The following is a 25628-nucleotide window of genomic DNA, read 5'->3' on the forward strand; positions in this document are numbered from 1 at the left end:
GGAATTAAATAGAGCTAAATCCCCGAAATCCTACGGGGATTTAATGAATTTTACTTCTTTTTCTGACAGACTTTGGCTTTGGGATTCACTTCGCAAACTGCTTCGCGCAGTTCCTGATTTTCCTGCTTCAAAGAGGCGATTTCTCGTTTTTGCGCAGCGACTTCCGCTGTTACACCTGCAATGGATTTATAAAGCTCTTTAAAGGCTTCAATCATGGGACCAATCAGTTTGGTGTAGGCCACGGCACGGAAACCCTTCTCATCTTTATCGACGGCTTCAGGGAAGACCTTTTCAACATCCTGAGCGATCACACCCATGTCTTTTCTTTCTGTGAATTTAAGATCGGGACGAACCTCATGACGCCAGTCGAAGGTGACCCCGCGCAAAGAAAGAATTTTTTGCAGGGATTCAGGAATGACTTCGATATGAGTCTTCAAGCGTTCATCCGACAAGTTTTCCCAGGCATTCGTACCGCCGGAAGTTCCATTCACATAGAAGGTGCGCGCAGCAGAAGCTGTGTTGATACCGACTTGTCCAGACGGGTTGATCGAAATACGATGCACATTTTTTTGCATGATATACAGATTACAGGTGGAGGAACTGGAGGCATCGCAGATGTGCATATAGGCATCACCACGTCCACTGCCTCCGGTAGAGTTCCCCAATCTGAAGGCTTCGCCTGCCACGCCGTTATCGATGGAAAGGGGAGCGCTGGAATACAGATAACCTGTGGAGGCGATTTCCAAACGAGATGTTGGGTTGGACAAGCCAATACCGATGTAACCATTGGAGTGAATACGCATGCGCTCTGCAAAGCTATTGCTTGCCAGAGTGTTGAAAGTCATCACTGATGACTTGGTAGTCGCAAAATCACTGGCAGCATAAGCGTGAATTTTCGCGCTATCTGCAAAAGTGCTTCCGTCATGCCCCCGGAAGGACAGGAAGCCCAAGCTGTCATTTGTTTGTACGGCCGCCGCGGCACCTGCGTTGTCGCGGGCACGGGTCACAATTACAGCCCCTTCACCGGTGGAGCTGGTTTGCGATTGAATGTACAGATCGTCATTTCCGCCGCCATTTCCCTTCATGTGGAATCCGCGTTCGGGGCCGGTCAGCAGAGTGCTGCCGATGGCAATTCCACCGGGCACCACCAGTTTCAGGTCCTGCGTGGATCGCCAGTCTCCTTGGGTGTTGGCATTGCCGATCATAACCGTGCTGTTTGCCGGATTAGCGGCAGGACCAAGTCCCCAGTAGCCAGTGCTGTTCCAGTTTCCGACGAATTGGGCCTGACCTAAAGTGTTGTGATAAGAGCCGACGAAGACCGCGTTGTAGTTGGCAGTGGCATTCCATTCGCCGACTTGCAGACGGGCGCCGGGGCTTTCGGCATCAATGCCGACCTTACCGTCATTCGTGATGCGCATTTTTTCGAGGTTGTTTGTATCAAAAATAATATGCGCATCCGCGCCATTGGACAGATAAAGATCTGAGGTCGCAGTATTGGCGTAACCGAATGTACCCATCCAAGTGCCGTTTCTAAGGAAGTCCATTTCAACCTTCCCCGCTGCCGGAGAATTCAGTACCAGGGCAGACTTGGTGGTCGCAGGAGCCATGACTGCCAGTGCGGCGGTATTGTCCGGAGCCTGACCAATCCCCACGTATCCGTCTTTATGAATTGTCATGCGGGTGGTGGCGGTGGTTTCAAAACCTAAAGAGTAGGCATCGTTCGTACCCAGTGTGGCATTGGCGGACAACGAATTTCCACCATTGGCAAAGAATCCTGCCGAAGCAAAATTCGTACAACCCATCACACCCGAGGCATTAAATGTGATCATCTGCGTGGCACCGCACGTGAATGGAATCACCGCAGAACCTGTTGTGTTCGACACCAGCAGGCGATCCCCAACTATGGAGGTCACACCGGTGCCCCCTTTACTGACAGGAACAGTGGCGGTGAAGTTGGCAGGGTCGGCACCCAGTGTGGCCCATTTCACACCCGCGGTCACTGCGCTGTCGGCGGTCAGAACCTGTCCGTTGCCCCCTGCGGGCAGACGGATGTTGTTAGTCGCATCACGAACCAGAATGTCCCCTTTTGCTGTCAGAGGGGAAAGAGCATTGATCGCTCCCAGTGCAGTCGTTGCACCGGTGCCTCCGTTTGCAATTGGCAGGGTGCCTGTAATATCCGAAGCCAGGTTGATGGCAGCGCCACTGGCAGCGGAGGTCAAGCGGCCTTGCGCATCCACGGTGATGGTGGCGCGAGTGTAAGTTCCGGGGGTCACAGCAGTGTTGGCCAGAGCAATGGTTCCTGTTGTGTTGATCGTGCCACCAGTCAGACCTGTGCCTGTGGTGATACTTGTGACAGTCCCGCCAGAGGAAGTGTCAGTATCGTTGGCACATTCCCAACGGTTGTTCGCGCCAATCCATTTTAGAACTTGCCCGTCACCGCAGGCGGAATTGTTAGGACGATAAGTCAGATACTTTCCAGCGGCACTGGCAATGTCGCTGGCATCCAAAGTGATTGCACCCGTGCGCCCTGCAACACTTGTTACCGGGAAAGCAATGGCCGCGTTCCCTGCAGCAGTCAGACGACCTTGGGCATCCACTGTGAAGGTCGCAACTTGAGTTGTTGATCCGTAAGAATTTGGAGTCACGGCCGTGTTGGCCAGCGAGATGGTTCCGGTGGTGTTGATCGGACCTCCACTTAAACCGGTGCCCGTGGCGATGTTAGTGACAGTCCCGCCAGAATTGGCATCTTCGTCCGCAGCCGGAGCCCATTTGTTACCGTCATATTTCAGCACCTGCCCTGTGCTCAGACCGGTTGTATCGACAGGAACACCTTTGATTTTATTCAAAGAAGTGGCGCCAATCGTGCCACCGATATCACCTGCGACAGAAACATTGATGGACTGACAGGTAAAGCCACCTACAGCATTCCAGTACATTGTCTGGTGAGCAGCACAGCCCGCATTGGCTACGGCCGTGCTAAACTCCGCATCAGTCATGTAGGTGTTCAAAGTGGCAGACAGTCCACTGACATCACTTTGGCTGATGGCAGAGGCGGTCCACTCTGTACCGACATATTTCAGGAATTGATTTCCCGTGGGAGGTGTGGCGGAAACGGCCACGCCTTGAATTTTTTCAACAGTGGGGGAAGGGTAGTTGCCGGATAAATCTCCACTGGCACCGCCTGTCGGAGCCCGCGCATCCGTGAAGCGTGGATCATTCCCCGCCGCGACGGTACCAGCCGTTTGACCTACATTGAGGGTTAAAACAGGAGTGGTGGCGCCATCAGTGACGGTCAGGGCGGGATTGGCAGAGCTGACATTGGTGACAGTGCCGCCATTGGCCCCTGAAATCCCGGCGCAGGAAAGTGTGCTGCCCGTGCGGGTCAGGAACGTGTTGGCTGGGCAAACTGGGAAATCAGTTTTCAGGAAGAAATCATCAATGACATTAGCACCCAGCATTTCTGCGGATTTAGCATAAGCTGCGTAAGGCACAGTGCGAATTTCATTCGCTGGAGAAATTACTTTCCATCCGGAACCATCATGGAACTGAACTTTCAGAAAACGAATGTCGCCAGAGACGGCTTGATACTTGGAGCCCCCGGCACAGTTGTGTTCCAGAGTGTTGTTGAAGGCGTCCAGCAAGGTAAACAGCGGGTCTGTCGGGAACATTTTTGTTCCGGAACCGATAGGGACATCAAAGACCCCGCCGGAGTTTTGCAGATTCACACCATTTTTCTGTTCACGATAGATGACACAGGTCCCGTTGGGGCTGGTGATTTCAAAAAGGAAGCTGACGTTGCTGTATTCAAGGCCTTTGCCGTCACTGTTGACGATGCGCCCTTGATAAGTCAGAGAATTTGGAGCCGCGATGGCGACTCCAGTCCATAGGAGTACGAGAATTTTAAGCAGGTACGTTCCGACTCTCATGCTTATCTTGTCGGATTTTTAACAGAAAACATGAGCTTACAAGGTCTAGATTGCGTATTTAAAACGGTTTGAAACTTAGCTTTGTCTCGTTTTGAGAGAAGTCGTGTTGATGACCAGAGCCGCACCGATCACCAGTGCCCCCAGGATTTGAATGGGGCTTAGGGATTCTTTAAAGATGACGGCTCCCATGATTGCTGCGGTGATGGGTTCAATCATCATCAGTAAGGCGACTTCGGTGCTTTTTAGTTTTTGCAGTGCTGCCAGTTCAAAGGTCAGGGGGATGATCGTGCAGACCAAGGCCAGACCTAAAATGCTGGAAGCCTGAATGTTGGAAAGGTTTTGAATCGCTGAAAAGTGCGGATGATGAAACAACGACAACGCCAGTGCACCGAAGGTAATTACATACAGGGACGAGGAAATCGGCCGAACATTTTTTTGTAGGCGTCCGGAAAGTAAAACATAGATCGCATAGCTGATGGCGGAAGCCAGCCCGGCACCGATGGCCCAGATGTTTTTAACTTCGATATGTCCCCATAAAAGCAGAACCAAACCACCGGAGGCTGCGAGCAGACACAAAGCCTCGCGACGGGAAATTTTGTCTTCAGTAAAGAAGTGCGAAAAGATATTCACCCAGAACGGGTAAGTGTAAAGTAGCAGAGCCGCCAAGGTGACGCTGAGGCCCTGAACGGCCGTGAAGTACAAAGTGGAAAAGAAGGCATAACCAAAGATTCCCAGCAATGCCGCTATTACGGTCTGGCGCAGATTCAGGCGCACCCAGGAGGGGCGGAACAGCAGCAAGCCGATCCACATCAACACCGCGGCCAGAGTGAAGCGATAGGAAAGCACCTCGCCGACTGACAAGCCGGAATCAAAGCCCCATTTTCCGAAGACCCCTAAAAAGCCAAAACCCACGCTCGCCAGGGATATTTCAATAGTTCCGCGAAGACGTGGGTTTATATTTTTCATAAGTAAGGCTTATTTAACTCTTTGGCCGTTTTTATATTTGCTTGGTTTTTTGGTAGTCTTCACTTTGGAAGCCGGTTTTGCCGTCTTTTTGATGGAAGCTGTGCGCCCCTTGTAGGTGCGCTTTGTTTTTACTTCTTCCGGATCGTCAGCAAGGAACACACGTTGAGCAGCGGCTTCATTCAGGTAAGCCAGCTCACCGGTTTTGATGGCACCCATACGCAGGCGACCGATTGCCACGCGCTGAAGTCTCATCACATCAAAACCGATCTTCGCGAACATCTGGCGGATCTGACGGTTTTTACCTTCCGTGATCACGATCTTGTACCATTCGTATTTTTCAGATTTGTTCTCGCCGGTTTTTTTGACTTTTTCAATGTGACGGGCAGACACGCGGCCGCCCACGATGGAAACACCCTTGCGCAGTTTATCCAGCTGCACGGGTTCCGGTTTGCCGCTAAGTTTTACAAGATATGTTTTGGTTACTTCCGCTTTCGGATGCATGACCTTGTTGGCGAAATCACCATCATTGGTCAAAAGCAGCATGCCTTCGGAATCCCAGTCCAGACGACCCACTGGGAATACGCGCACGGGAATATCTGCCAGGTATTCGGCCACGGTCGGACGATCCAAAGGATCTTCCATCGTGGTCAACACGCCTGTGGGTTTGTTCAGAATGGCATAGATTTTCTGAGTCAGAGGTTTGCGCAAAGGCTTGCCGTCAACCAAAATACGGTCGTTTTGAGGATCTACTTTGACACCCAACTCGTAAACGCGTTTACCGTTTACAGTCACTTGCCCCTCTTCGATCATGCGGTCTGCATGACGACGGGATGCCAGGCCACTGTCAGCAATTAGTTTATTAAGTCGAACTCTTTCAGCGGAGTTATTTTCAGACATTCTTCATCAGCCTCAGGTAATTGTTGAGCGATCAATATATCACTACTGAGGCCGGAAGAGGAGATATTCTTGCGGTTGTACTCGGCAATGGCATGGCGAAGGTCGCGAGCCAGCAGAGTCATGAGCTTGTCTCCCAAAAACACGTTATCCACGGCCGTTTCCGCCTTGGAAAGGACAATAGACGACCATTTCAGGGCTTCAGAATCACCCTGTTGAATTAAAGCGCAGGTTCGTTCCAACTGGCTGACCAGATCCTGATAGTAAGGGTCGGTACGACGATCGACAAAGAACTGCTCCAGGCGCTTGATCGGGAACAAAAGACGGGTTTGTTCCTGTAGCGGCTCGTTCTTCATTTCAAGCAGCTTTTGGAAGACATAACCTCTTAAAAGGGAGCCCGTGACCTTGTCGTTTTGAACACGGAACTGGGCCGTGATGTAAGGAGCCACCTCAATTTTATGAGTATGCTGGGAACTTAGTTCCAGTTCCGGAGAGTAATAAAGCACCAGATCTTTGCGCAAAGGCTCCAAAAGACCGTTGCGGATTGTGAACTTGCGATCAAAAGTGCGCACTTCCAGGGACTTGTCATCACGAAGGACGATCGCCACCGCCCGTTTGTTCTGGTCCGGAAGGATGCGGAACTTCTCACCTTCGGCGCATTGGGTCTTAATGTATGAACTCACTGCGTCAACGAGGTCGGAGAAATGTTCGATCTCGATGAGCTGCATTGTTTGCGGGAAGCGGATCGGGGAGAGGTCGAATTTTTGCTGGTAAAAACCGTTGAAGTTTTCCAGAAGGAACTGAACTTCGTGTCCCAATTGCTGCTTATTGGAAGCCCAGTGCGGGTAATCCATGCAGTAATTGAAGAACATTTCGATCAATTCTGGAGTCAGAACGTCTTCGGGATGAGGAAAACCACGAAGGAAATTGAAAAAAGACAGACGCGTCGGAGTGTTCTGCGGATTTAAATCAGAAACAAACTTCAAAAGCTGTCCAACTTTTAGCATTTTTCCCCTCTCTGTATGTCGGCCCTAAAGTATGAACATTTGAATTTTTAGTCCAGAGAAAATATACTGGGAATGCAGAATTTTTTAAGTCCTACGGAGGGGCCCGATTATGCATAAAGAATTGAATCCAGAATTGTTTGGGGAAAAGAAAGTGGCCAAGAGTTCCGCTATGGACAGCGTTTCTGCCATGGGGACAGCTCCGAACAGCTACTTGAATACAGACCGCCAGATTTTTGAACTGAAAGCTCAAAACCAGGCTTTGGCGGACCAACTGAACAAAGTTGTTGCGACCGTGAATGAGCTGATCAAAACGTCCAACATTAAATTTGAAAAGCAGCACCATCTTTTGAACCGTCTGGAGCAAAGCCATAACGGCCTTGCCACAGAAGCCGGTCAAAAGATCACGCAACTGAACCAGCGAGTGAATGAACGCAAAAGCTTTGACCTGAAAGTTCAGGAAATGGTGGATCGTCATAACAACGTCATCAAAAGTTTTGAAGTTCGCATGAATCATCTGCAAAAACTTCTGGCGGAAAAAGAAGCCCAGATGATCGCCAGCCAGGCTGCTTTGAATGAAGCCAAAATGGAAATCGCCCGCTTGAAGCGTCTTTAGTCCTTTCGGCAAACAAGGGTCTGTATTACAGGCCCTTTGTCCGGCCTGCCAATTACGAACAGTACTTCCGAATGGAAAAGTGAATGCGAGTTGTTTTGGAATCAATGGAATGTCTAATCTAATTAGGCATGCTTAAAAACATAATTACATTTTGCGTTCTGATTCTATCATCAACAACTTATGCCGCTAATTGGTCCCAGACCAACATGCAGTTCCTGCATGGGGCTTCTTATAAGAAGCCCGGTGATATTTCCTACTCTGCGACCGTGGTGACATTTGAGCATCTCAGCCAGTGGGACTATGGCACCAATTTCTTTTTCTTCGATATCACCAGTCCGGATACTGAAAGCAGCACATCTTATTACGGAGAGTTTTCCCCCGCTTTCAGTTTTGGAAAAATGGGTGTCTTTACCCCACCGGAATCCTTCCTTAAGGATGTTTTGCTTCAATTGAATTTTGAAATCCCCCAAGGGCCCTCACGTCGGGTGAATCTGGCGGGGGTGACTTTTGAATGGAAAGACATCGGTTTTGATTATCTGGCCACGCAGTTCCTGTATCGCGATGCCATGGGCATTGATGGTCACACCGGGCAGTTCACCGTGGTGTGGCTGAAGCGTTTTGGCGGGGATTCCGTGCCGTTTGAATTTTCGGGTTTTTTGGACTGGGCAGGGGCCGAGGACACCCTGAAAGACAACGTCCATATTCAGGCGAACGTGCTTTATGACCTGAGCCGGAAAACAGCGCAGAAAGTGCCTTTGAAAATCGGTTTGGAATACAAGTACTGGAGCAATAAGTACGGCATCGACGGTCTGAATGAAAATGTGCCTCAGGCCAAACTTCTTTGGAACTTCTAAAAGGGAATCACATGAATATCGGCTCTGTATTTAAAGGACTGCGCGGGAAGCTGCTGGGGGTTTCACTTTTGCCGTTGGTGGCGTTGTCTTTGACAGCGGTCATTAGCTTTCAGGGATTTTCGCGCATTGGAAACATGCTGAATGAATCCTATGAAGTGTATGTGCCGAACATTCGCCTGCTGGGGCAGATCAATCTGAACCGCGCCAACATTGGGTACTTTACCTTTGCGGCTTTGGCTAATAAAGACAATGAAAAGAATCGTCAGAACTTCGTGGGGCTTTTGGATCGCTCGGTGGAATCCTACAAGGCCGCGATGGACGAATACATGAAGCAAAGCTACATCGATGGAGAGGCCGAGGCTTTTCGCGCGATGAAAGACAATTATCCCAAGTATCTGGAATACACCGCACAGGTTCGGGCGGCTTTGCTGAAGGGGACTCCGCAGGATTTTGATTTCGTTTTAAGTCTGGTGGATAACGGTGGCCCTTGGCAGGTGTTGCAGATTCAGATTGATCACACCATCACAAAAATCTACGAGATGTACACGGCCGTCAGTAAAGCCAACAATGAAATTCAAAAGACAGAGCGGGCTCAAAAGGCCACTTTGATTGTGGGAATGGCTGTGGGGTCCTCGTTGATTCTGTTTGCGATCATGTTCCTGATTGCCAATCGTGTTTCCGGCTCTGTGGGCAGAGTTGTGGAGGCCCTGACCTCTATCAGTCAGAATGTATCCGGTGCGATTTCTCAGCTGTCTTTGGCAGGACAGGCTTTATCAACGTCCTCCACCGAGGCGGCCGCTTCGTTGGAAGAAACCGTGGCCTCTTTGGAGGAACTGACCTCCATGGTCAGTCGCAACTCTGAAAATGCCAAGGAAGCATCCAATCTGGCTGATGATTCCTCTTCTGTCGCGCAAGAGGGTGAAGGTGAAATCAGCGCCTTGATTCAAAGCATGCGTTTGATTTCCCAGGACTCCAAGAAAATTGAAGAGATCATTCATGTCATTGATGACATCGCCTTTCAGACGAATTTGCTGGCCTTGAACGCAGCTGTGGAGGCTGCCCGTGCCGGAGAGCAGGGGAAAGGTTTTGCCGTGGTGGCTGAAGCCGTGCGTGCGCTGGCGCAAAGATCCGCCTCGGCTGCCAAGGAAATCAACGGGCTTATCAAGGAAAGTGTCACCCGCACAGAACAGGGCAGCACGATTGCAGATAACTCGGGTCAGGTGTTGTCGCGTATTGTTTCATCGGTCAATAAAGTGGTGACGCTGAATAAGGAAATTGCTCAGGCCAGTAACGAGCAGTCGTTGGGGATTTCTCAGATCAGCAAGGCCATGAATCAACTGGATCAGGCATCCCAAAGCAATGCGGCGTCTTCAGAAGAAATCGCCGCCACTGCCGGGGAAATCGAGCATCGTGCCCAAGAGCTGCAAAGCCAGGTGCGTATTTTAAGTGATGAAGTGCTGGGGGCTTAACCCAGCCTACATCTTCATGATCTTTTTATAACGACAGGTGTTCATGCCAAAGATTTGATAGGCAGGACACCAGCCGATCAAGCCTGTCACCAGAGGAATGGCACCAAGCAGGAACCACGGATTCGCAGGGCCGATGAAAGCCAGACTGACCAGAATCAGTCCCGCTACAATTCTTAAAGTTCGATCTATTGAGCCTTCGTTTCTTTGAAAGACAGACATAAAGGCCTCCTTTACATGGGTTTATTATAACCCCAAAGAGGCCGCTACGATTATGACCCAGGACATAGTACCCCGGTAGAAAGTCTATTGAATTGCTTTTTCCATGCGCTTGACAAAGTCCGGAGCTTTTTCAAACTGGGTCAATGTCAGAGCGTCAATCCACATGCCGTGCGGATTGATAAAGACCACGGTTGGCAGGCCCTGGATGTTGTACTTCTTTTTCAGCTCTTTCAGTTCAGCGGAATCCTTGGTCGCGTCGAACTTCAGCATCACGAACTTTTCCGACAGCGCGCGCACGCGAGCATCGGTGAAGGTCTGTTCTTCCAGTTCGTGGCAGGCGGCACACCAGTCCGCCCAGAAGTCGATGATAACAGGTTTTTGATCTTTTGCGGCCTGGGCCAGCAAGGCTTCCGAATAAGGCTGCCAGTTCAGTTTCTGAATCTGATTGATACTGGCTGTACCCATCATCTGACTGCGGATATAAGGGCGCAGATCAAACGCAGCGATCACCATGTATCCGATACCCACAACCAAAACAGATTGCATCAGACCTTTTTGGATGTGCTGTAAAGTGGACTTCCCTTTTGTGGTCAGGAAAGCTCCATATACACTGGCCAGAACGATCAAACCCACTGCCAAAGCCCCATCAAACCAACGATCCGGCAGAAGCAGTTCCAGATAATAATAGAAGGCTGACAGCATCAGTGTGCCCAGAATAAATTTGAAAGCATTCATCCAAGCGCCGGATCTTGGTAAAGCTTTCGCCAACTGATTGAAAAGTCCCAGGGCGATAAAGATCAATCCCAGGCCCAGGGCATAGACGAACAGGTAAATGAATCCGAGCATTTTATTCTGAGTGGAGGCTACATAAGTCAAAATCGCCACAAGCACCGGGCCTACGCAGGGACTGGCCACGATACCAGCGAACAGTCCGGTCAGATAGACACCCACGATGCCTTTTTTCTGAGTGCCGCGTCCGAACTTGTTGCGCAGGAATGCTGGGACCTGCAGGTCATAAAGACCGTACATGGAAAGCGCCATCGCCAGGAAGATCACGCAGATCACAGACAGCACATAGGGATTCCCCAGGCTGGCACCAAAGATGCCGCCACTGGATGCCGCAACCAGCCCCAGAAGGGAATAAGTTGTCGCGATACCCAGAACATACACGCAACTGGTGAAGAAATTTTGCAAACGGGTGCGTTCGTTGGAATGATTTCCCAGCACCGCCAGTGTGATCGGAATCATCGGGAAGATGCACGGAGTGAAGCTGGTGAAAATCCCCGCAAAGAATACAAAGATCAATCCAGCCCACATGCTGGAACTTAGGTACTTCTGGAAATTATCGGTGCCGAAGAAGGATGTGGGTGCAACAGTTGGTTGCACATCGGCTTCCATGATTTGCGATTCACCTTCGACTTGAGTGACGGTAATGGGAACCTCAAGAGCTTTTACCGTCGGAAACAGACAGAACTGATCCGAGCAGGCCTGATAGGTCAGTTCCATTTTCATTTTTGTATGACGTTTCAGAAAACGGTGAGGTGCCTCAATATGCGCCGTTAAGGTCGCTTCGTTTTCCATTCCAGAGCGCATTTTTTTCGAGAATTTATCATTCCATGTGATCAGCGGTTCGATCTTAAACGGTGCAACCTTGAATCCGTCCGGTTCCAGAATCACCACGCTGAACTTATCCTCGTAAGCATGATAACCAGCCGGCAGTTTCATTTTGATTTCGATGCTGCCGCCCTGACCGGGGCTCCATTCATAGGGAAGGACTTTGGTCTCTGCCAGCAAAGGATCGGTGTCGTTTGGATCAGCGGCCCAGGACTTAGGACTTGCGAATAAAGAGAGAATTAGAACTACAACGTAAAACAGGCTGAATCTCATGATTTTCCTCTAAACCCGTCTTAGTCCGACTCCGGACCATGGGCAAGTTTATTTGCGACTGCCTCAATATTAACACAGTTCGCTCCGATAGAGAAACTGAGAGGTCATAACTTATGGGTTTTGTAGGTATTATCGTCGTATTTGTGATGGTCTTCGGGGGCTTCCTGTTAGCAGGTGGTCATATGTCCGTGATCCTCAAAGCGGCTCCGCTCGAATTAATGATTATCGGGGGCGCGGCATTGGGAGCGTACATCATTGCCAACCCGATGAAGATTATCAAAGCCGGTTTCAAGATGAGTATCAAAGCCATGACGGCCAAGGGACCTCAGAAGCAGGATTATGTGGAACTGTTGCAGATGATGTTCCAGCTTTTCCAGGCCTTCAGAAAAGAAGGGCCGCAGGGGATTGAGAAACACATCGAGGAACCGGATAAAAGCGACATCTTTAAAGCTTATCCCAGCTTCATGCACAATCACCACGCAGTTCACTTCCTGTGTGACACGATGAAAATCACTTTGTCAGCAGAGATGTCACCGTACGATGTGGATGATCTTTTGGATGCGGATATTAAAGCGATTCACCACGAAGAACACATGGCGGTTCACGCCGTGCAAACAGTGGCTGACGGTTTCCCGGGTTTGGGTATCGTTGCCGCGGTTTTGGGTATCGTAAAAACGATGGGACACTTGACTGAAGGGGTTGAAAAGATCGGTGCCTTGGTTGCCGGTGCCCTTGTTGGAACGATGTTAGGGGTTTTCGGAGCTTACGGTCTGATTGGTCCGACAGCAACGAAGATGGGAGCTGATATCGATTCCGAAGGCCGATACCTTCAGTGTATCAAAGCTGCGATGGTGGCTTTGCAAAGAGGTGCGCCACCGATTGTATGTGTGGAATACGCACGTCGTTCCATCATGCCGGAAGAAAGACCTTCTTTTGAAGAGATCGACAAGGCAACAAAAGAAATTAAGAAAGCTGCGTAACCGGCTGGGTCGGCCACGCCGAGGATGCGGAGAGGGCGGGGCCCTCGCAACTGGACTGGAACTAAACTATGGCAGAAAAGAAACAGACGATAGTCATCAAAAAAGTTATCGTATCGGGCGGCGGTCACCACGGGGGTTCCTGGAAGGTGGCCTTGGCCGACTTTATGACGGCGTTGATGGCGTTCTTCCTGGTTATGTGGCTGGTGGGGCAATCTGAAGAAACCAAGAAAGCGGTTTCTGATTATTTCTCCACACCGTCTGTTATTGAATACAACTTCCAGAACTTCGGTGCGGAAATCACTCTTGAAAAACTTTTTCTGGATATTCTGAACGAACCTTTGAAGGCTTTTCAAAGTTTTATGGAGCCGGCAGACAAGACACCGAACTTGCTGGATATGGGTTCCACCAAAGTGGTGGCGGCATATCTGGCGGATCAGATGAATGATGTTGCAAAGAACGTCACGGTAACTCCGGAAGGTTATGACTTTGATATTCCTGATTACATGTTGTTTGAACGTGGCTCGGCCACTCCGAATGCAAACTTTGTGAAGGTCATGGATAAAATCAAGGGCATTACAACCGGGTTGAAGGATGCCAATATCAAACTGACCTCCGGTTTGTTTGTGCAGGCGGTTCCTGATGCCAGCCTGATGACGGCCAACAAAGTGGCGGCGGAACGTTATGATATTGTTCGTAACAAGATTCTGGCTTCTTTGGAAAGCAACACAGTGAATGTTTCCGGCGGTATCAACGTCAAAGAAAAACGCGGTGAAGTGGACCCGGCCAAGCTGGTGGGCTTTATCCGTGTGAAAATTGCCCAGAAGGAAATCACTTCTGACGGCAGAAAACCCCGTAAGCTGGATACGCTATTTGGACCTTCCCGTGTGGATATGTCTGTGTATGATAGCTTTGTAAATCAGATCAGCAACCGCAAGAAAGCGGAAAAACCGGATCTGCAAAAACAAGTGGATCAGGATCTGAAAGAGGAAGCGGGCTTTACAGCTCCGTCTTCGCAGACAGAATAAAGAAGTAATCCCCAGCACCGTCAAATTGAGAGCTTTCACTGGTTCCGGTGAGAGCTCCTTCAAAGAAGATCACACCCCATTTTCGTCCCAACCCTGTGCGGGCATCGAAGTAAGGATTGATGGAATCCACTTCCGGCGTGTTGTAACCGACTTCGTTATCCCATTTCCAGTTGCCAAAAACATCCATGGTATTGCCAAAAGCAAAACGCGCTGAGCGTTCTTTGCTGGCTTCCCAATTGGAAAGGGCATCGTACATGATGCGAGATTTCCACAAATGCAGGTGCAGGCTTAGGATATTTCCGTTGTGATCGCCGCCATTGTAAAACTGGCTTTCACTGTAACCAATAGCCAGATTGGTATTGGGGGAAAAGTCCACTTTGATATCCGCATTCAGGCGCAGATTGAAATGATCGTCACCATGCTCGTAGTTGGTGTTGGAACCCCACACACCCAGACGGAATTGTGAACCAAAGTTAAACCAGAAGGACCCTTGCAGAGCCGGGGAGTGATCTGACTGCGACAAGCCGTATTCCACATAATGGGAAAGCAGACTCACGTCTCCGGAAAGATCGAACGTGGGGGACGTGCTTGCCTTGGAGGTTAAGGCCCCCAAAGTGCTCAACAGAATAATGGTAAAAGCAATGTATCTTCGCATAGATAGTTCGTCTCATTGTGACTTAAAGAATCAGGAAAAACAAAGTTTTCGCAGGGACCCTGCAACGGGAACTGGACCAAAAGCCCAAGGACGGGTAGATTGGCCCGCTATGAACCTTGATTTGCCATTAAATGAATACACATACGTTGCCTTTGATACTGAAACCAGCGGGGCTTATCCGGTCGGATTTGACGTGGTCGAGTTCGGGGCCGTGAAATGGTACAAGGGCGAAGAGGTCGGCCGTTTGCAGTTCCTGTTCAAACCGCGCGAGCTGATGAGTGATTTTATCATCGGCATTCATGGCATCACCAACGACATGGTTAAGGAAGCACCACTGATTTCTGAAAAGATTCAGGAAATCCACGAGTTTTTCAAAGGGGCCGTCGTCATGGCTCACCATGCGCCTTTTGATTTGGGTTTCATGGCAATTGATTTTGAAAAGGCATTTCTGCCGGCCTTGCCTGAACCGGCATTATGCACCAGCTTGTTGTCCAGAAAGTGGATTCACGGCGTGGACAATCACAAGCTGCAAACTTTGGTGAAGCATCTGGGCATTGACGGCGGTCAGGCTCACCGGGCCTATGACGATGCCAAAGCTTGTTTGCATGTGGGGCTGGCTTGTTTTGAAAAGATGGGCGCACAGATGACATTGGCTGGTGCTATTAAAAGCCAGGGGAAGTCCTTGATGTGGAAAGATTATTCTATCAACGCACTGACCTCTGTTCAGATCAAAACCTTGATTGAGGCTATTCAGACCAAAAAAGACGTTGATATGTCTTATGAAGGTGGTTCCAACAAAGGTGAAACCCGCCGGGTCACGCCGATCGGCATTGTTCGTAATCCTGACGGGGATTATCTGTACGCCTTCTGCCACAAGGATCAGGCGCACAAAAGATATTATTTAAACAGAATCAGCGACGCACAGATCCTGTGGCTTTAATCTTCGTCGATATTCCAGCTTAGTTTGGCTTTCTTTTTGTTTTTGCCCGGGATCAGGTCAAAGCGTTCTTTCATCTGTTCCAGATCCTGTTTGTGTGCACGGATTTTTAGCACGACACCGTTGCCTTCGTAGTTTTCTGAAAGCACGCGCATTTTGCTGCGGATCTCCCCGATAGCACCCTGAGTGGTGTAAGGAATCAGAACGTCTTCCTCGATCATTTCCTCTTCAAAGTGTTTGACCAGCTTGGCGCGCAGATCAGTGACGTCGTCAGGATTTTTTGCTGACATAAAGTGAGCTGTTGGGAATTCTTTCGCCAGCTCAGCTTCCTGTTCTGTGCTTAGACGGTCGCGTTTATTGAAAATCAATAGACTTGGCAAATCAGCTGCGCCGACTTCCGCCAACACTGTGCGAGTGACCTCCAGCTGAGACCTGAAGGTGGGATCAGAGCAGTCCACGGTGTAAAGCAACAGCGAAGCATTGGCTGCTTCATCCAAAGTGGATTTAAACGAAGCCACCAGATCGTGCGGAAGTTTTTTGATGAAACCAACGGTATCGGAAATCAGAATACGGGGGCGAGTTTCCGGATACAACAGACGAACGGTGGTATCCAGCGTGGCAAATAGTTTGTCCGCCACCAAGACCTCACTGCCTGTCAAAGCACGCATCAAAGAGGACTTCCCGGCATTGGTATAACCCACCAGTGCGACAGAGATTTCCTGATCACGACGGGCGCGGCGCTGGTCAAGTTCTTGGGAGACAGCGGCCAGTTCCTGCTTAAGTTCTTTAATACGGTCACGAATTTTACGACGATCCAGCTCGATGCTGGTTTCCCCGGCACCTTTACCGCCACCACCCTGACGATCATCATCCCCCAAGGCTTCGCGCATGCGTGGGGCCACGTATTTAAGACGGGCGATTTCGACCTGTGAACGGGCAGCTTTCGTGCGCGCATGGCGGCTGAAGATCTCAATGATCACACCCGTGCGATCCAAAACCTTGGCGCTTGTGGCACTTTCAACAAGTTTTAGTTGTGAAGGGGACAGGTCACAGTCAAAGACAATCACTTCGGCGGTTTCCTTCGGTGCCGTGTCAGCAGAAGTATCCAGATCCTCAGCACCTTGTTCTTCGTCAAAGATTTCCTCGACGTTGTCACCAAAAAGATCGTCGTCTTCATCCTCTTTGTTTTTGCTAAATTTCAAGGCGGCCTTGTGTTTTTTCTTTACGAAAGAAGGCGCAACTTTTCCGGTGCCACCAGTCCACTCTGCCAGTTCCATCAGCTTGCCGTCCCCGAGGACTGTGGCCGTTTTGGTGGAAGTACGACGTTGGGACATTTGCCCGACGACCTCATAGCCCAGTGTGGTGACCAGACGTGAAAGCTCCGTCAAAGATTCCTGAGTTTCTTCATAGGTGGTGCGGGATGTTTGGATACCGACAAGGACTGCCTTCAGAGGTTTTGTTTCATTCATGCCGAACGGTATAGCACAGGCCTTTGGAAAAGCCAGCGAAACCCCTTGAATACCCCGGTCAGGATCGGGTGCGATAGCAAAGAAGGGTGTAACAAATACCAAGAATTGCGGCTGAAAATAATGTGAGGTTTAGGAAGGCTTCCGAGAGATGGATAAAACCCATCTGGGGATTATCTTTAGCCTTTCATTTTCCTGATTTTCCGGCATTCTTTTGCGCCTCTGGGCCTCTTGGGATAGGTTGCCTCAAAATTGAAAGGATCTTTCATGTCACCAAAACTGATTTTGAATGCAATTTTGCTGTTGGCAGGGGTGTTCTCTGCATCTTCTTCTTTGGCTGCGGATGCGGTGAAGGAAGAGATCGTTGTTTATTCTGCGCGTAAAGAAGAGCTTATCAAGCCGATCTTTGACCAGTTCACCAAGGAAACCGGGATCGCGGTTAAATTTCTTTCTGATGATGCTCCGAAGTTGATTGCGCGTCTTGAATCTGAAGGCGTTGCCAGTCCGGCGGATCTTTTGATCACGGTGGATGTCGCTAATTTGACGATTGCCAAGGATAAGGGGCTTTTTGCTCCTGTTAAATCCACGGTGTTGGAAAAAAATGTTCCCGCAATTTATCGCGACAAGGACAGTCAATGGTTTGCGTTAAGCAAACGTGTTCGCGCAATTTTCTACAACAAGGAAAAGGTAAAGCCTGAAGATCTTTCCACTTACGAGGATCTTGCCAGCGCCCGCTGGAAAGGTGAAATTCTGACTCGCTCTTCAGCTCACCCTTACAATCAGTCTTTGCTGGCAAATATCGTGGCTGTTCACGGTGCGAAGAATGCACAGAAGTGGGCGGATGGTTTTGTGGCGAATCTGGCTCGTAAGCCGCAAGGTGGGGATTCTGATCAGCTGAAGGCCGTGGCGGCTGGCGAAGCGAAGCTGGCGATTGCGAACAGCTACTACTATGGTCGTATGATGACGTCTGATCTTCCTGAAGACAAATTGGTGGCGCAGAAAGTGGGTATCTTCTTCCCGAATCAAAAAGCGGGTAAAGGAGATTTGACTGGTGCGCACGTGAATATCAGCGGTGGTGGTATTTTGAAAACCAGTAAAAACGTCAAGAACGCACAAAAGCTTCTTGAGTTCCTAAGCGGTGATCATGCGCAAAACATCTATGCGGCTGCCAATAAAGAATTCCCGGTGAATCCGCTGGTGAAAGCTGATGCGGTTCTGGCTGCCTGGGGGCCGTTCAAAAATGAAGGCACCAACTTGTCTGTTTGGGCCACTCACAGCAAGGATGCGACTCGTATTGCAGACAAGGCTGGCTGGAAGTAATTTTCAGTGCTGAGATTTCTGGCCGTTCTTATTGCGTCTTTGTGTATAGCACCTCTGTTGCTGGTGCTAACGGCCTGGCTGTTGCCTTTTTCCCCTGAAACGGCGGAAAGCTGGCAGCATGTTATTGAAACTCTTTTAAGTTCCTATGTGTGGCAAACCATTGGTTTGTGTCTGGGTGTTGCCACGATCTGTTCTGTTTTTGGTGTGACGGCGGCTTGGTTGACGTCACAGTTTTCATTCACGGGCCGCCGTTGGCTGGAATGGGGAATGATTCTTCCTTTGGCGGTTCCGGCTTATATTTCCGCTTATTCTTATGGATGGCTTTTTGAATACGCAGGTCCTGTGCAGTCTCTGATGCGCGAATGGATGCAGTGGTCCCGTGGTGATTACTGGTTCCCGGAATTCCGCAGTCTTGGGGGAGCCATCTGGGTGCTGGGTATTTCAACGACTCCTTACGTTTATCTTCTGGCGCGCACGGCTTTCTTGTCTCAACCTCGTGAGTGGTGGGAAGCGGCGGCGACTTTGGGGGCTTATCCTGCGCAAATTTTCCGAAGAATCGCCTTGCCTGCGGCGCGACCATTTATAGCCACAGGTGTGGCTTTGTCTTTGATGGAGGCCATCGCCGACATTGGAACGGTGTCCGTGCTGGGAGTACAGACCGTCAGCGCCGGGATCTATCGCAGCTGGTTCTTTATGAGTGAGCCTCTGGTCGCCGCGCGACTGGCAGGGTTGCTTTTGATTTTTGTTTTTATTTTAATGGGTGTGGAAGCTCTGGGACGCCGGGGAATGCGCTACAGTTCTTTGCGCGCACAGCAGACGGCGGAAAAAGTTTCCTTAAAAGGTGTTTCCAACTTTGCCGCCTTTATCGCCTGTTTGCTGCCGGTGACTGCGGGCTTTGTTTTGCCTGTGGCTATCCTGATTCGTCTGATCTTCTATTCCACGTCCTGGGCCTTCATGGAATCTTTGGCAGATTATCTGTGGCAAAGCATTCGACTGGGTGTTTTCACAGGGGTGCTGGCCTGCTTGGTGGCGTTTATCATGGTTTGTGCTGAACGTTTCCATGCCCAGTGGTTGCGTCTGGTGACGCTGATGGCGAATCTGGGATACGCCATTCCGGGAGCTGTGGTTGCGGTGGGTTTGATGATGCTTTTTGGCTGGCTTCGTAATTTTACCGGTTCCACTTGGATTATCACCGGAAGTATCGCTGGTCTTTTGATTGCCTACACCGTGCGTTTTATGGCGACGGCTTACAGTCCCTTACACAGCGGGATGTTGCGCATTCCGGAAGAAATCGACATGGCCGCGGCATCGTTGGGGAAAGGCAAGTTTGCCACGATTTTTCGTGTGCATGTCCCATTGATGATGCTGTCTTTGTGTACGGCATTTATTGTGGTGTTTTTGGATACGGTCAAAGAGCTTCCGGCGACTTTGATCCTTCGTCCTTTTGATGTGAAAACTTTGGCGGTGGCGGCGTTTGAATTTTCCAGCGATGATCGCTATATCGAGGCGGCCCCGTATTCTTTGGTTCTGATTACCATGTCAACCGTGGCTGTGGTGGCGCTCCACTGGATTCAAAAGCGCAGTTTAAGGTGGCGTGATGTCGAACATTGAACTTAAAAATGCAACTTATCGTTATAAGGTCGGCGGTGTTGCCGGAGTTTCTTTTGAAGTTCCCGAGGGCAAGATCGCCTGTTTGCTGGGGCCGTCAGGCAGTGGGAAGACCACATTGTTGAAGTTAATGGCAGGCTTCCTGGAACCTCAATCCGGTCAGATCCTGATCGGAGGAAAAGCGATTGCCGGTGAAGGGGCTTCCTTTGTGGTTCCTCAAGAACGAAAAATCGGGTTGGTATTTCAGCAACACGCTTTGTTTCCTCATCTGACTGTTGCCAAGAACATTCTTTTTGGCTGCACCCGTGAAAACAAAGACGAAAAACAGCAGTTGCTGAAAAAACTTCTGCAGGACTTCCGTATTGAACAGCATGAAAATCGTTATCCGCATCAGATCTCTGGCGGAGAGCAGCAGCGTGTGGCCATTGCTCGTGCGATTGCGTCTGATCCCAAGGTGCTTTTGATGGATGAACCATTTTCCAGTTTGGATAAGGCTTTGCGGGAACAGGTTCAGCAGCAGTGTCTGGAAGTCATTCGGGCGCGCAACTTAACGACCGTGATGGTGACCCATGACGAAGACAGCGCCAAAGCCATGGGTGATGTGATTATTCGCCTTCAGAGTACTCGATAACGTTGACGGTGCGTTCTTTCTTGATCTGGTGCAGGCGTTTGTTGATTTCCTCTGCCAGTTCTTCCAGATGTTTGAATTCGTCGCCGGCACGCAATTTTAGGTTGGCGTTATTCTTTCCTTCCAATGCCTCATTCAGGAATCTTTCAAAGGCGTACAGAGGGCCGGCAATACGGTGGGAAATCAAGCGTCCCACTGCAAACAGAATTGCACAGAAGGCCACTGAAATAATCAGGAAGGTGATGATGAACGGCACCAGAAATTTATTCAATAAAAATGCGTTGTTCCCCACCAACTCCTGAATTGTCACGCGCATATAGGTGTAAGAAAACACCGAACAGATCAAAGTCAGACTTAAACCCACGCCCATCAGGATGAAGCAATACTTAAGCTGAAAGGGCATGTTTACCCAGTACTGCTTGCGCACGTTATTTTCCGGCCACAGCAATTCGCCTTCGCGGATGATCGCATAGACGATCAAACCATAGCCCAGCCACTGCAAAGCATCGGCGACGTTAAAGGCTGGACTGGACAGCGACGGTGTACCCAGAACTATGAAATCGACGACATAGCCCCAGACGATACGATCGGTGACGTTTCCGATGATCCCGCCGATCAGGATCGACAGTCCGGAACGCAAGGTCAGGGATTTGATAGGCAGCAGATACTGAATCAAAGCATAGGTCGCCAAAAGGAACGCGCCCCCTGTGGACAGGGACACGATACGCAAAACTGACGGAAGATCTGAAAAAAGTCCCAACATGGCACCATGATTGTGGTGCAGAACGAAGTGCACTGGACCGAAAGATTTAAGCTGGGTGATACCGGTGGCCCATATTTTTGTGAGGCGGTCCAAAGACCACGTCGCCAGAAGAGGAAGAATTACAATAAGCCATTCGCGTTTTTTCATGCACTTCAGTCTAACAATTCACACAAGGACTTGCGAACGAAAAAACCTCTCATTACCATCGTCTAGAAAGCGGTTGAAAAAGCGCTTTCTTCCTGCTTTGAGGTTTGGAGGCTTCGTGAGATTTTTTTTGAATGTTTGTTTGATTGTTTTTGTGGCAGTTTCTGCTCAGGCGGATGAGAAGTTTGCGGATGTTCAGAAAGAGTTTGAGGCTTTGGCTAAGAAGTTTGGGGTGAGTACGAAGGATGTTGGGATTTATGCGACGGTTGGGGAAGGGGAGGAGTTAAAGACCCTTCTGGATGTGAACGGGCAGAAGGTGATGATTCCGGCCTCTATTTCCAAGGTGGCGACAGCGTCGGCTGTTTTGGCTTCTTTTCCGCCGGGGTTTAAATTCAAAACTCAGTTGCTGACCAGTGGTGATGTTAAGAATGGCACCTTGAAGGGGAACCTTTACCTGAAAGGCGGTGGGGACCCGTCGTTTGTCTCTGAGAATATGTGGTTTCTGGTCAATGCCTTCATCCGTGCGAAGATCAGGAAAATAGAAGGGGATATCATTGTGGATGATTCCCTGTTCGACAAAGTTCGCTATGACCTGAGCCGCCAGAAAGAACGTGTGGACCGTGCCTATGATGCGCCGGTGGGGGCGATGAGTTTTAACTGGAACTCTGTGAATATTTTTGTTCGTCCCAACGGTGTCGGCAATGGCGCGGATGTGTCGATTGATCCGGAAAATGACTATATCCGTCTGGTGAACAAGGCCAAAACAGTCAGCGGTTCCGCGAACAAGCTTCTGGCGGATCGTCAGGAGGATAAGAAGTTTGACGGTGACGTGATTCATGTCGGTGGCAGTATTGGGCAGGGGTTGAAGGAAGTGGTGGTCTTTAAGAACATCACGCAGCCGGACCTTTGGGCAGGATACAATCTGAAATCTTTCCTGGCACAGAGAGGAATCACACTCACCGGAAAGATCAAGAACGGTGTCACACCAGAGAAGGCCGAACTGGTCGCCGAATCGGAAAGTAAGGCGATCGAGTCGATCGTGGCGGACATGAACAAGTTTTCCAACAACTATGTCGCAGAAATGCTGACAAAGAATCTGGGTGCCGTGAAAAAAACAAAAGGTGCTGCACTGGCGGATGGCGTGGCGGTTTTGAATGAGCACATGCAAAGTCTGGGCGTTCCGGCTGATCAATATCATTTGCAGTCACCATCCGGTCTGACCCGGGACAATAAGATGTCATCATTTGCCATGTGGAAGGTCCTGCAGCATTTACGCAACGATTTCCGAGTCCAGCCGGAGTTCCTGACCTCCTTGCCGATCGCGGGGGTTGATGGCACGCTCAAGAAACGCATGAAAAATTCCCCGGCGGAACGCTGGGTGCGTGCGAAAACGGGATTCCTGACTGGCGTCGTCTCATTGGCGGGTTATGCGGGTTTGGAGGACGGCCGGGTTGTGACTTTCTCTTTCGTTTACAATGGTTCTACGGATGAGACGAAGATTCGTTCGTTTTTTGATAATTTACTTATCTATCTTGTAAAATAAGCCGAATAAAACTGTGGAAGGTGGACCTCCATGACGAAACTTAGTGTCTCAATTCTATACGCAGTTCTTTTGAGTGCGCCGATGGCGATGGCTCAGGGGGATCTTGCCGCCAAGGTCGTTCCACAGGTTATGGGAAAGAATCCGGAGGAAAGCCGTCCGTGGCGTGCGCCGGTATTCAGCGATCAGGATGCTTCATTGGGTTATCATGGCGAGGCTTTTTCCGTTCCCAAGGGCATGGAAAAGCAGGTTCAGTTCTGGATTGATATCTACACAAAATATTCCACCACTCAGGGGGTGATCCACGATGCGGAAAATGTGGAGACCGTTTATGAAGTGGTGGACCTGACAGGTCTGGTGGGTGAAAGAGCCCAGCAGAAAAAGATTGATGAAGTCAAAAAAGCCATCGGTCTGAAACTTTCCAAAGATGAAAAAGACCGTCTGCGTTTTCAGTTGGGTCAAAAGGACCGCATGCAGGATGCGATCTTCTATTCCGGTCGCTATATTGAAGACATGGAAAAAATCTTCCGTGATGCCAAAGTTCCGGTGGAACTGACTCGTCTGGCGTTTGTGGAAAGCAGCTTTAATATCATGGCACGCTCTAAAGTGGGGGCCAGCGGTATTTGGCAGATCATGCCTTACACGGCAAAACCTTATAAAATGATTTCTGCAACTGTGGACAAGCGCAACCATCCGATGGAAGCGACTAAGCTGGCGGCAAAACTTTTGCGTCAGAACTATTCCATGTTGCAATCATGGCCTTTGGCAGTGACGGGTTACAATCACGGCCCAACAGGTGTGCGCAAGATGACAGAAAACTACAAGACCCGTGAATTGGGTGAGCTTGTGGCCAACGTTCGTTCGCGCAAGAGCTTTGGTTTTGCATCCCGTAACTTCTACGCCAGCTTCCTGGCGGCATTGGAAGTGGAAAAACATGCGAATAAGTATTTCGGCTCTGTGGTCTGGTCCAAGCCGTTGGATGCTCAGGACCTGAAATTACCGGTGGCTGTAAAGTACAAGGAAATCGTCAGTTGGTTTGATGGCGATGATCGCAAGGCACAGATCTTCAATCCGCATCTGACATTCAAGGCTCGCAAAGGTCATCCAATCCCGGCGAAAACCGTGATTGCAGTTCCTAAAGACAAATACAATGTGGCTTTGATTTCTTTGGCTCGTCGCGACCGCATGGTGGCGATGGAACGAAAATAAGTTCCGGATTGGAATCAGGACATAAAAAAAAGGGAGCTTTCAAGCTCCCTTTTTTATTTTCCTAAAGACGGTCTTAGATGAAATCGCCTTTGCTGCGGTTTACAGTCGCCGCAGGCGCTTGTGCCGTGGCACCCATATCCAGATACTTGTGGAAGAGCTGATAGATCTCTTCAACGATGGCAGCATCATGGATGGCTGTCGGGTTGTCGATCGCCATGGTATTGGTCAGACCGATAAAGGCATTAACCATGATGTAGGAGATCTTTTCCATATCACGACCCGGAATCTGTGGAAGGTTGTAGCGGACAACCTCCTGGAAGAAGCGGATGGATTCGGACATGTAAGCAGCTTCGGCAACATAGTACTGAATGGTGGTCAGTTTAGAGCGAAGTTCCGAGTTACGGCGAGTGGTTTCAACAGCCAGCTCGATCATCCCTTTCACGCGTTGTTCCGGTGGAAGAGGAGAGATGGCGCGCATTTTTTCACTGAAGATGCGTTTGTCTTCTTCAAGAATGTTTTTAACAACAGCTTGAACAACGGATTCTTTGTTGCCAAAGAACTGATACAAAGACCCGATACTGACACCGGCTTCTTTGGCGATTTTATCTGTTGTGATGGAATAAAAGCCTTCACTAACTAGCAGGCGAGAGCAGGCATCCAAGATAGTCGCAACTGTTTGGCGAGAACGTTCTTGAGTAGGTGCTTTGACAATAATCTTAGTTTTCTTCGTTTTTTCTTCAGATGACATCATGATCAACGAATACCCTTTCTGTGGACCCGAGGCCCGTGAGGACAGAATAGGTTCGTCTGGACGCGTGGGCAAGTCTGGTTTTTTGCAAACCCGTAATGTTTGTAAAGAAAAACTGTAGAAAAATATGAGACTTTATTCGTAGATTTTTACTGAAGCTCTTGATCGCAGTACTGGAGCGCCCTTTGCTCGTTTGCCGGGTAGCTCATACTTTGGGCGAGCTTATTACACTGCTTCTTTGAGATCGTCTTATTAAAGTGACGCAGGCACTCCCAACGAGCTTCATCCCCTGAATCCGGGAACTCCATCGCCTTGGTGATTGCGTGGCACTCCTTCAAAGTAGGACGCGTGCGCAGGTCATAAAGGCAAATCATCCGTGCATCTTCAGCGTTCGTGGAATATTCCATGTTTGCTGCGATGTTAAGGCACTGGGTAACAGACACCTGTTGTTTCTTTTGCTTTAGGCATTTTAAGCGCAAATCATCGCGTTGGTCCATGGCAAGCTTGGCGGTCTTGGAAACCTGGCAAAGACCCGAAGCCTGAGCCTGGGACACTCCAAATCCAATCATCACTGCAACAGCCAACAAGAACTTCAACATACGTCAAAACCTCTCTTCAGGAACCCTGTCATCAGATTAGCAAGGCCCTCGCCAAGCCTTTATGCAATTAGGGGCATAAAGAAGGCAAGTGACTGTCTCATAAATTGACAGAAGGCACATTCTTGGCGACCCATTTGGGGAGCGAGGGGCTGTTTTGGGCAGAACGATAAA

Annotated in this window: 22 protein-coding genes; 11 read left to right on the forward strand and 11 right to left on the reverse strand. The window is 49.6% G+C overall.

Annotation, left to right across the window (positions count from 1 at the left end):
* Positions 1-50: 50 nt before the first annotated feature.
* From EZJ49_RS15005 to EZJ49_RS15020, 4 genes are all read right to left on the reverse strand, one after another.
* Positions 51-3926: a tail fiber domain-containing protein gene (locus tag EZJ49_RS15005; RefSeq protein WP_262553058.1), complete on the reverse strand. Its 3876-nt coding sequence runs from the start codon at positions 3924-3926 to the stop codon at positions 51-53.
* A gap of 75 nt (positions 3927-4001) precedes the next feature.
* Complete coding sequence (locus EZJ49_RS15010; RefSeq protein WP_262553059.1) at positions 4002-4892, reverse strand: EamA family transporter; 891 nt, start codon at positions 4890-4892, stop codon at positions 4002-4004.
* Between the two features lie 9 nt (positions 4893-4901).
* A complete protein-coding gene (locus EZJ49_RS15015; RefSeq protein ID WP_262553060.1) occupies positions 4902-5789 on the reverse strand; it encodes a pseudouridine synthase in 888 nt (295 codons plus the stop codon).
* Positions 5744-6793: a hypothetical protein gene (locus EZJ49_RS15020; RefSeq protein ID WP_262553061.1), complete on the reverse strand. Its 1050-nt coding sequence runs from the start codon at positions 6791-6793 to the stop codon at positions 5744-5746. The genes EZJ49_RS15015 and EZJ49_RS15020 overlap by 46 nt, the downstream gene beginning before the upstream one ends.
* 109 nt (positions 6794-6902) lie before the next feature.
* Between EZJ49_RS15020 and EZJ49_RS15025 the strand changes: the two genes are divergently transcribed.
* The 3 genes from EZJ49_RS15025 (at position 6903) to EZJ49_RS15035 (ending at position 9729) form a co-directional block, all read left to right on the forward strand.
* A complete protein-coding gene (locus EZJ49_RS15025; RefSeq protein ID WP_262553062.1) occupies positions 6903-7406 on the forward strand; it encodes a hypothetical protein in 504 nt (167 codons plus the stop codon).
* A 128-nt stretch (positions 7407-7534) separates the two neighbouring features.
* Positions 7535-8260, forward strand: a complete 726-nt coding sequence (locus tag EZJ49_RS15030; protein WP_262553063.1) for a DUF5020 domain-containing protein — start codon at positions 7535-7537, stop codon at positions 8258-8260.
* 11 nt (positions 8261-8271) lie between these two features.
* Positions 8272-9729: a methyl-accepting chemotaxis protein gene (locus EZJ49_RS15035; RefSeq protein ID WP_262553064.1), complete on the forward strand. Its 1458-nt coding sequence runs from the start codon at positions 8272-8274 to the stop codon at positions 9727-9729.
* Positions 9730-9735: 6 nt separating this feature from the next.
* Here the strand turns inward: EZJ49_RS15035 and EZJ49_RS15040 are convergent, their stop codons facing one another.
* Complete coding sequence (locus tag EZJ49_RS15040) at positions 9736-9948, reverse strand: DUF2892 domain-containing protein (protein WP_262553065.1); 213 nt, start codon at positions 9946-9948, stop codon at positions 9736-9738.
* An 84-nt stretch (positions 9949-10032) separates the two neighbouring features.
* A complete protein-coding gene (locus tag EZJ49_RS15045; RefSeq protein WP_262553066.1) occupies positions 10033-11835 on the reverse strand; it encodes a protein-disulfide reductase DsbD family protein in 1803 nt (600 codons plus the stop codon).
* 113 nt (positions 11836-11948) lie between these two features.
* Between EZJ49_RS15045 and motA the strand changes: the two genes are divergently transcribed.
* Complete coding sequence (gene motA, locus EZJ49_RS15050) at positions 11949-12815, forward strand: flagellar motor stator protein MotA (protein WP_262553067.1); 867 nt, start codon at positions 11949-11951, stop codon at positions 12813-12815.
* A 68-nt stretch (positions 12816-12883) separates the two neighbouring features.
* The gene (locus EZJ49_RS15055) at positions 12884-13840 is read left to right on the forward strand and encodes a flagellar motor protein MotB (RefSeq protein WP_262553068.1); all 957 of its coding nucleotides are present in this window, start codon (positions 12884-12886) and stop codon (positions 13838-13840) included.
* Here the strand turns inward: EZJ49_RS15055 and EZJ49_RS15060 are convergent.
* Positions 13812-14495: a TorF family putative porin gene (locus EZJ49_RS15060; RefSeq protein WP_262553069.1), complete on the reverse strand. Its 684-nt coding sequence runs from the start codon at positions 14493-14495 to the stop codon at positions 13812-13814. The genes EZJ49_RS15055 and EZJ49_RS15060 overlap by 29 nt on opposite strands.
* A 109-nt stretch (positions 14496-14604) precedes the next feature.
* Here EZJ49_RS15060 and EZJ49_RS15065 point away from each other — a divergent pair, with 109 nt between their 5' ends.
* A complete protein-coding gene (locus tag EZJ49_RS15065) occupies positions 14605-15435 on the forward strand; it encodes an exonuclease domain-containing protein (protein WP_262553070.1) in 831 nt (276 codons plus the stop codon).
* On the opposite strand, the gene hflX is transcribed toward EZJ49_RS15065, so the two are convergent.
* On the reverse strand, positions 15432-16901 hold the full coding sequence (hflX, locus tag EZJ49_RS15070; RefSeq protein ID WP_262553071.1) for a GTPase HflX: 1470 nt from the start codon (positions 16899-16901) through the stop codon (positions 15432-15434). The two genes, EZJ49_RS15065 and hflX, sit on opposite strands and share 4 nt — an antisense overlap.
* A gap of 264 nt (positions 16902-17165) precedes the next feature.
* Here hflX and EZJ49_RS15075 point away from each other — a divergent pair, with 264 nt between their 5' ends.
* Genes EZJ49_RS15075 through EZJ49_RS15085 form a run of 3 tightly spaced genes read left to right on the forward strand, consistent with a single transcriptional unit; the run spans position 17166 to position 20457 of the window.
* The gene (locus tag EZJ49_RS15075; RefSeq protein ID WP_262553073.1) at positions 17166-18218 is read left to right on the forward strand and encodes an extracellular solute-binding protein; all 1053 of its coding nucleotides are present in this window, start codon (positions 17166-17168) and stop codon (positions 18216-18218) included.
* A gap of 6 nt (positions 18219-18224) precedes the next feature.
* Complete coding sequence (locus EZJ49_RS15080; RefSeq protein WP_262553075.1) at positions 18225-19829, forward strand: ABC transporter permease; 1605 nt, start codon at positions 18225-18227, stop codon at positions 19827-19829.
* Positions 19816-20457, forward strand: a complete 642-nt coding sequence (locus EZJ49_RS15085; RefSeq protein ID WP_262553076.1) for an ABC transporter ATP-binding protein — start codon at positions 19816-19818, stop codon at positions 20455-20457. The genes EZJ49_RS15080 and EZJ49_RS15085 overlap by 14 nt, the downstream gene beginning before the upstream one ends.
* On the opposite strand, the gene EZJ49_RS15090 is transcribed toward EZJ49_RS15085, so the two are convergent.
* On the reverse strand, positions 20432-21364 hold the full coding sequence (locus EZJ49_RS15090; RefSeq protein WP_262553077.1) for a signal peptidase II: 933 nt from the start codon (positions 21362-21364) through the stop codon (positions 20432-20434). The genes EZJ49_RS15085 and EZJ49_RS15090 overlap by 26 nt on opposite strands.
* A 115-nt stretch (positions 21365-21479) precedes the next feature.
* Here EZJ49_RS15090 and dacB point away from each other — a divergent pair, with 115 nt between their 5' ends.
* Together dacB and EZJ49_RS15100 are read left to right on the forward strand one after the other, a co-directional pair.
* A complete protein-coding gene (gene dacB, locus EZJ49_RS15095) occupies positions 21480-22904 on the forward strand; it encodes a D-alanyl-D-alanine carboxypeptidase/D-alanyl-D-alanine-endopeptidase (RefSeq protein ID WP_262553078.1) in 1425 nt (474 codons plus the stop codon).
* A gap of 30 nt (positions 22905-22934) precedes the next feature.
* Positions 22935-24110 (forward strand): lytic transglycosylase domain-containing protein, encoded by a 1176-nt coding sequence (locus EZJ49_RS15100; RefSeq protein ID WP_262553079.1) that lies wholly within the window; start codon positions 22935-22937, stop codon positions 24108-24110.
* Between the two features lie 73 nt (positions 24111-24183).
* Here the strand turns inward: EZJ49_RS15100 and EZJ49_RS15105 are convergent, their stop codons facing one another.
* The gene (locus EZJ49_RS15105; RefSeq protein ID WP_262553080.1) at positions 24184-24861 is read right to left on the reverse strand and encodes a TetR/AcrR family transcriptional regulator; all 678 of its coding nucleotides are present in this window, start codon (positions 24859-24861) and stop codon (positions 24184-24186) included.
* A gap of 146 nt (positions 24862-25007) precedes the next feature.
* Positions 25008-25457 carry a hypothetical protein gene (locus EZJ49_RS15110; RefSeq protein ID WP_262553081.1) on the reverse strand — a complete coding sequence of 150 codons (450 nt, stop codon included), beginning with the start codon at positions 25455-25457 and terminating at the stop codon, positions 25008-25010.
* Positions 25458-25628: the final 171 nt, after the last annotated feature.

This window comes from Bdellovibrio bacteriovorus (assembly GCF_025558485.1).
Taxonomy (GTDB): domain Bacteria; phylum Bdellovibrionota; class Bdellovibrionia; order Bdellovibrionales; family Bdellovibrionaceae; genus Bdellovibrio; species Bdellovibrio bacteriovorus_G.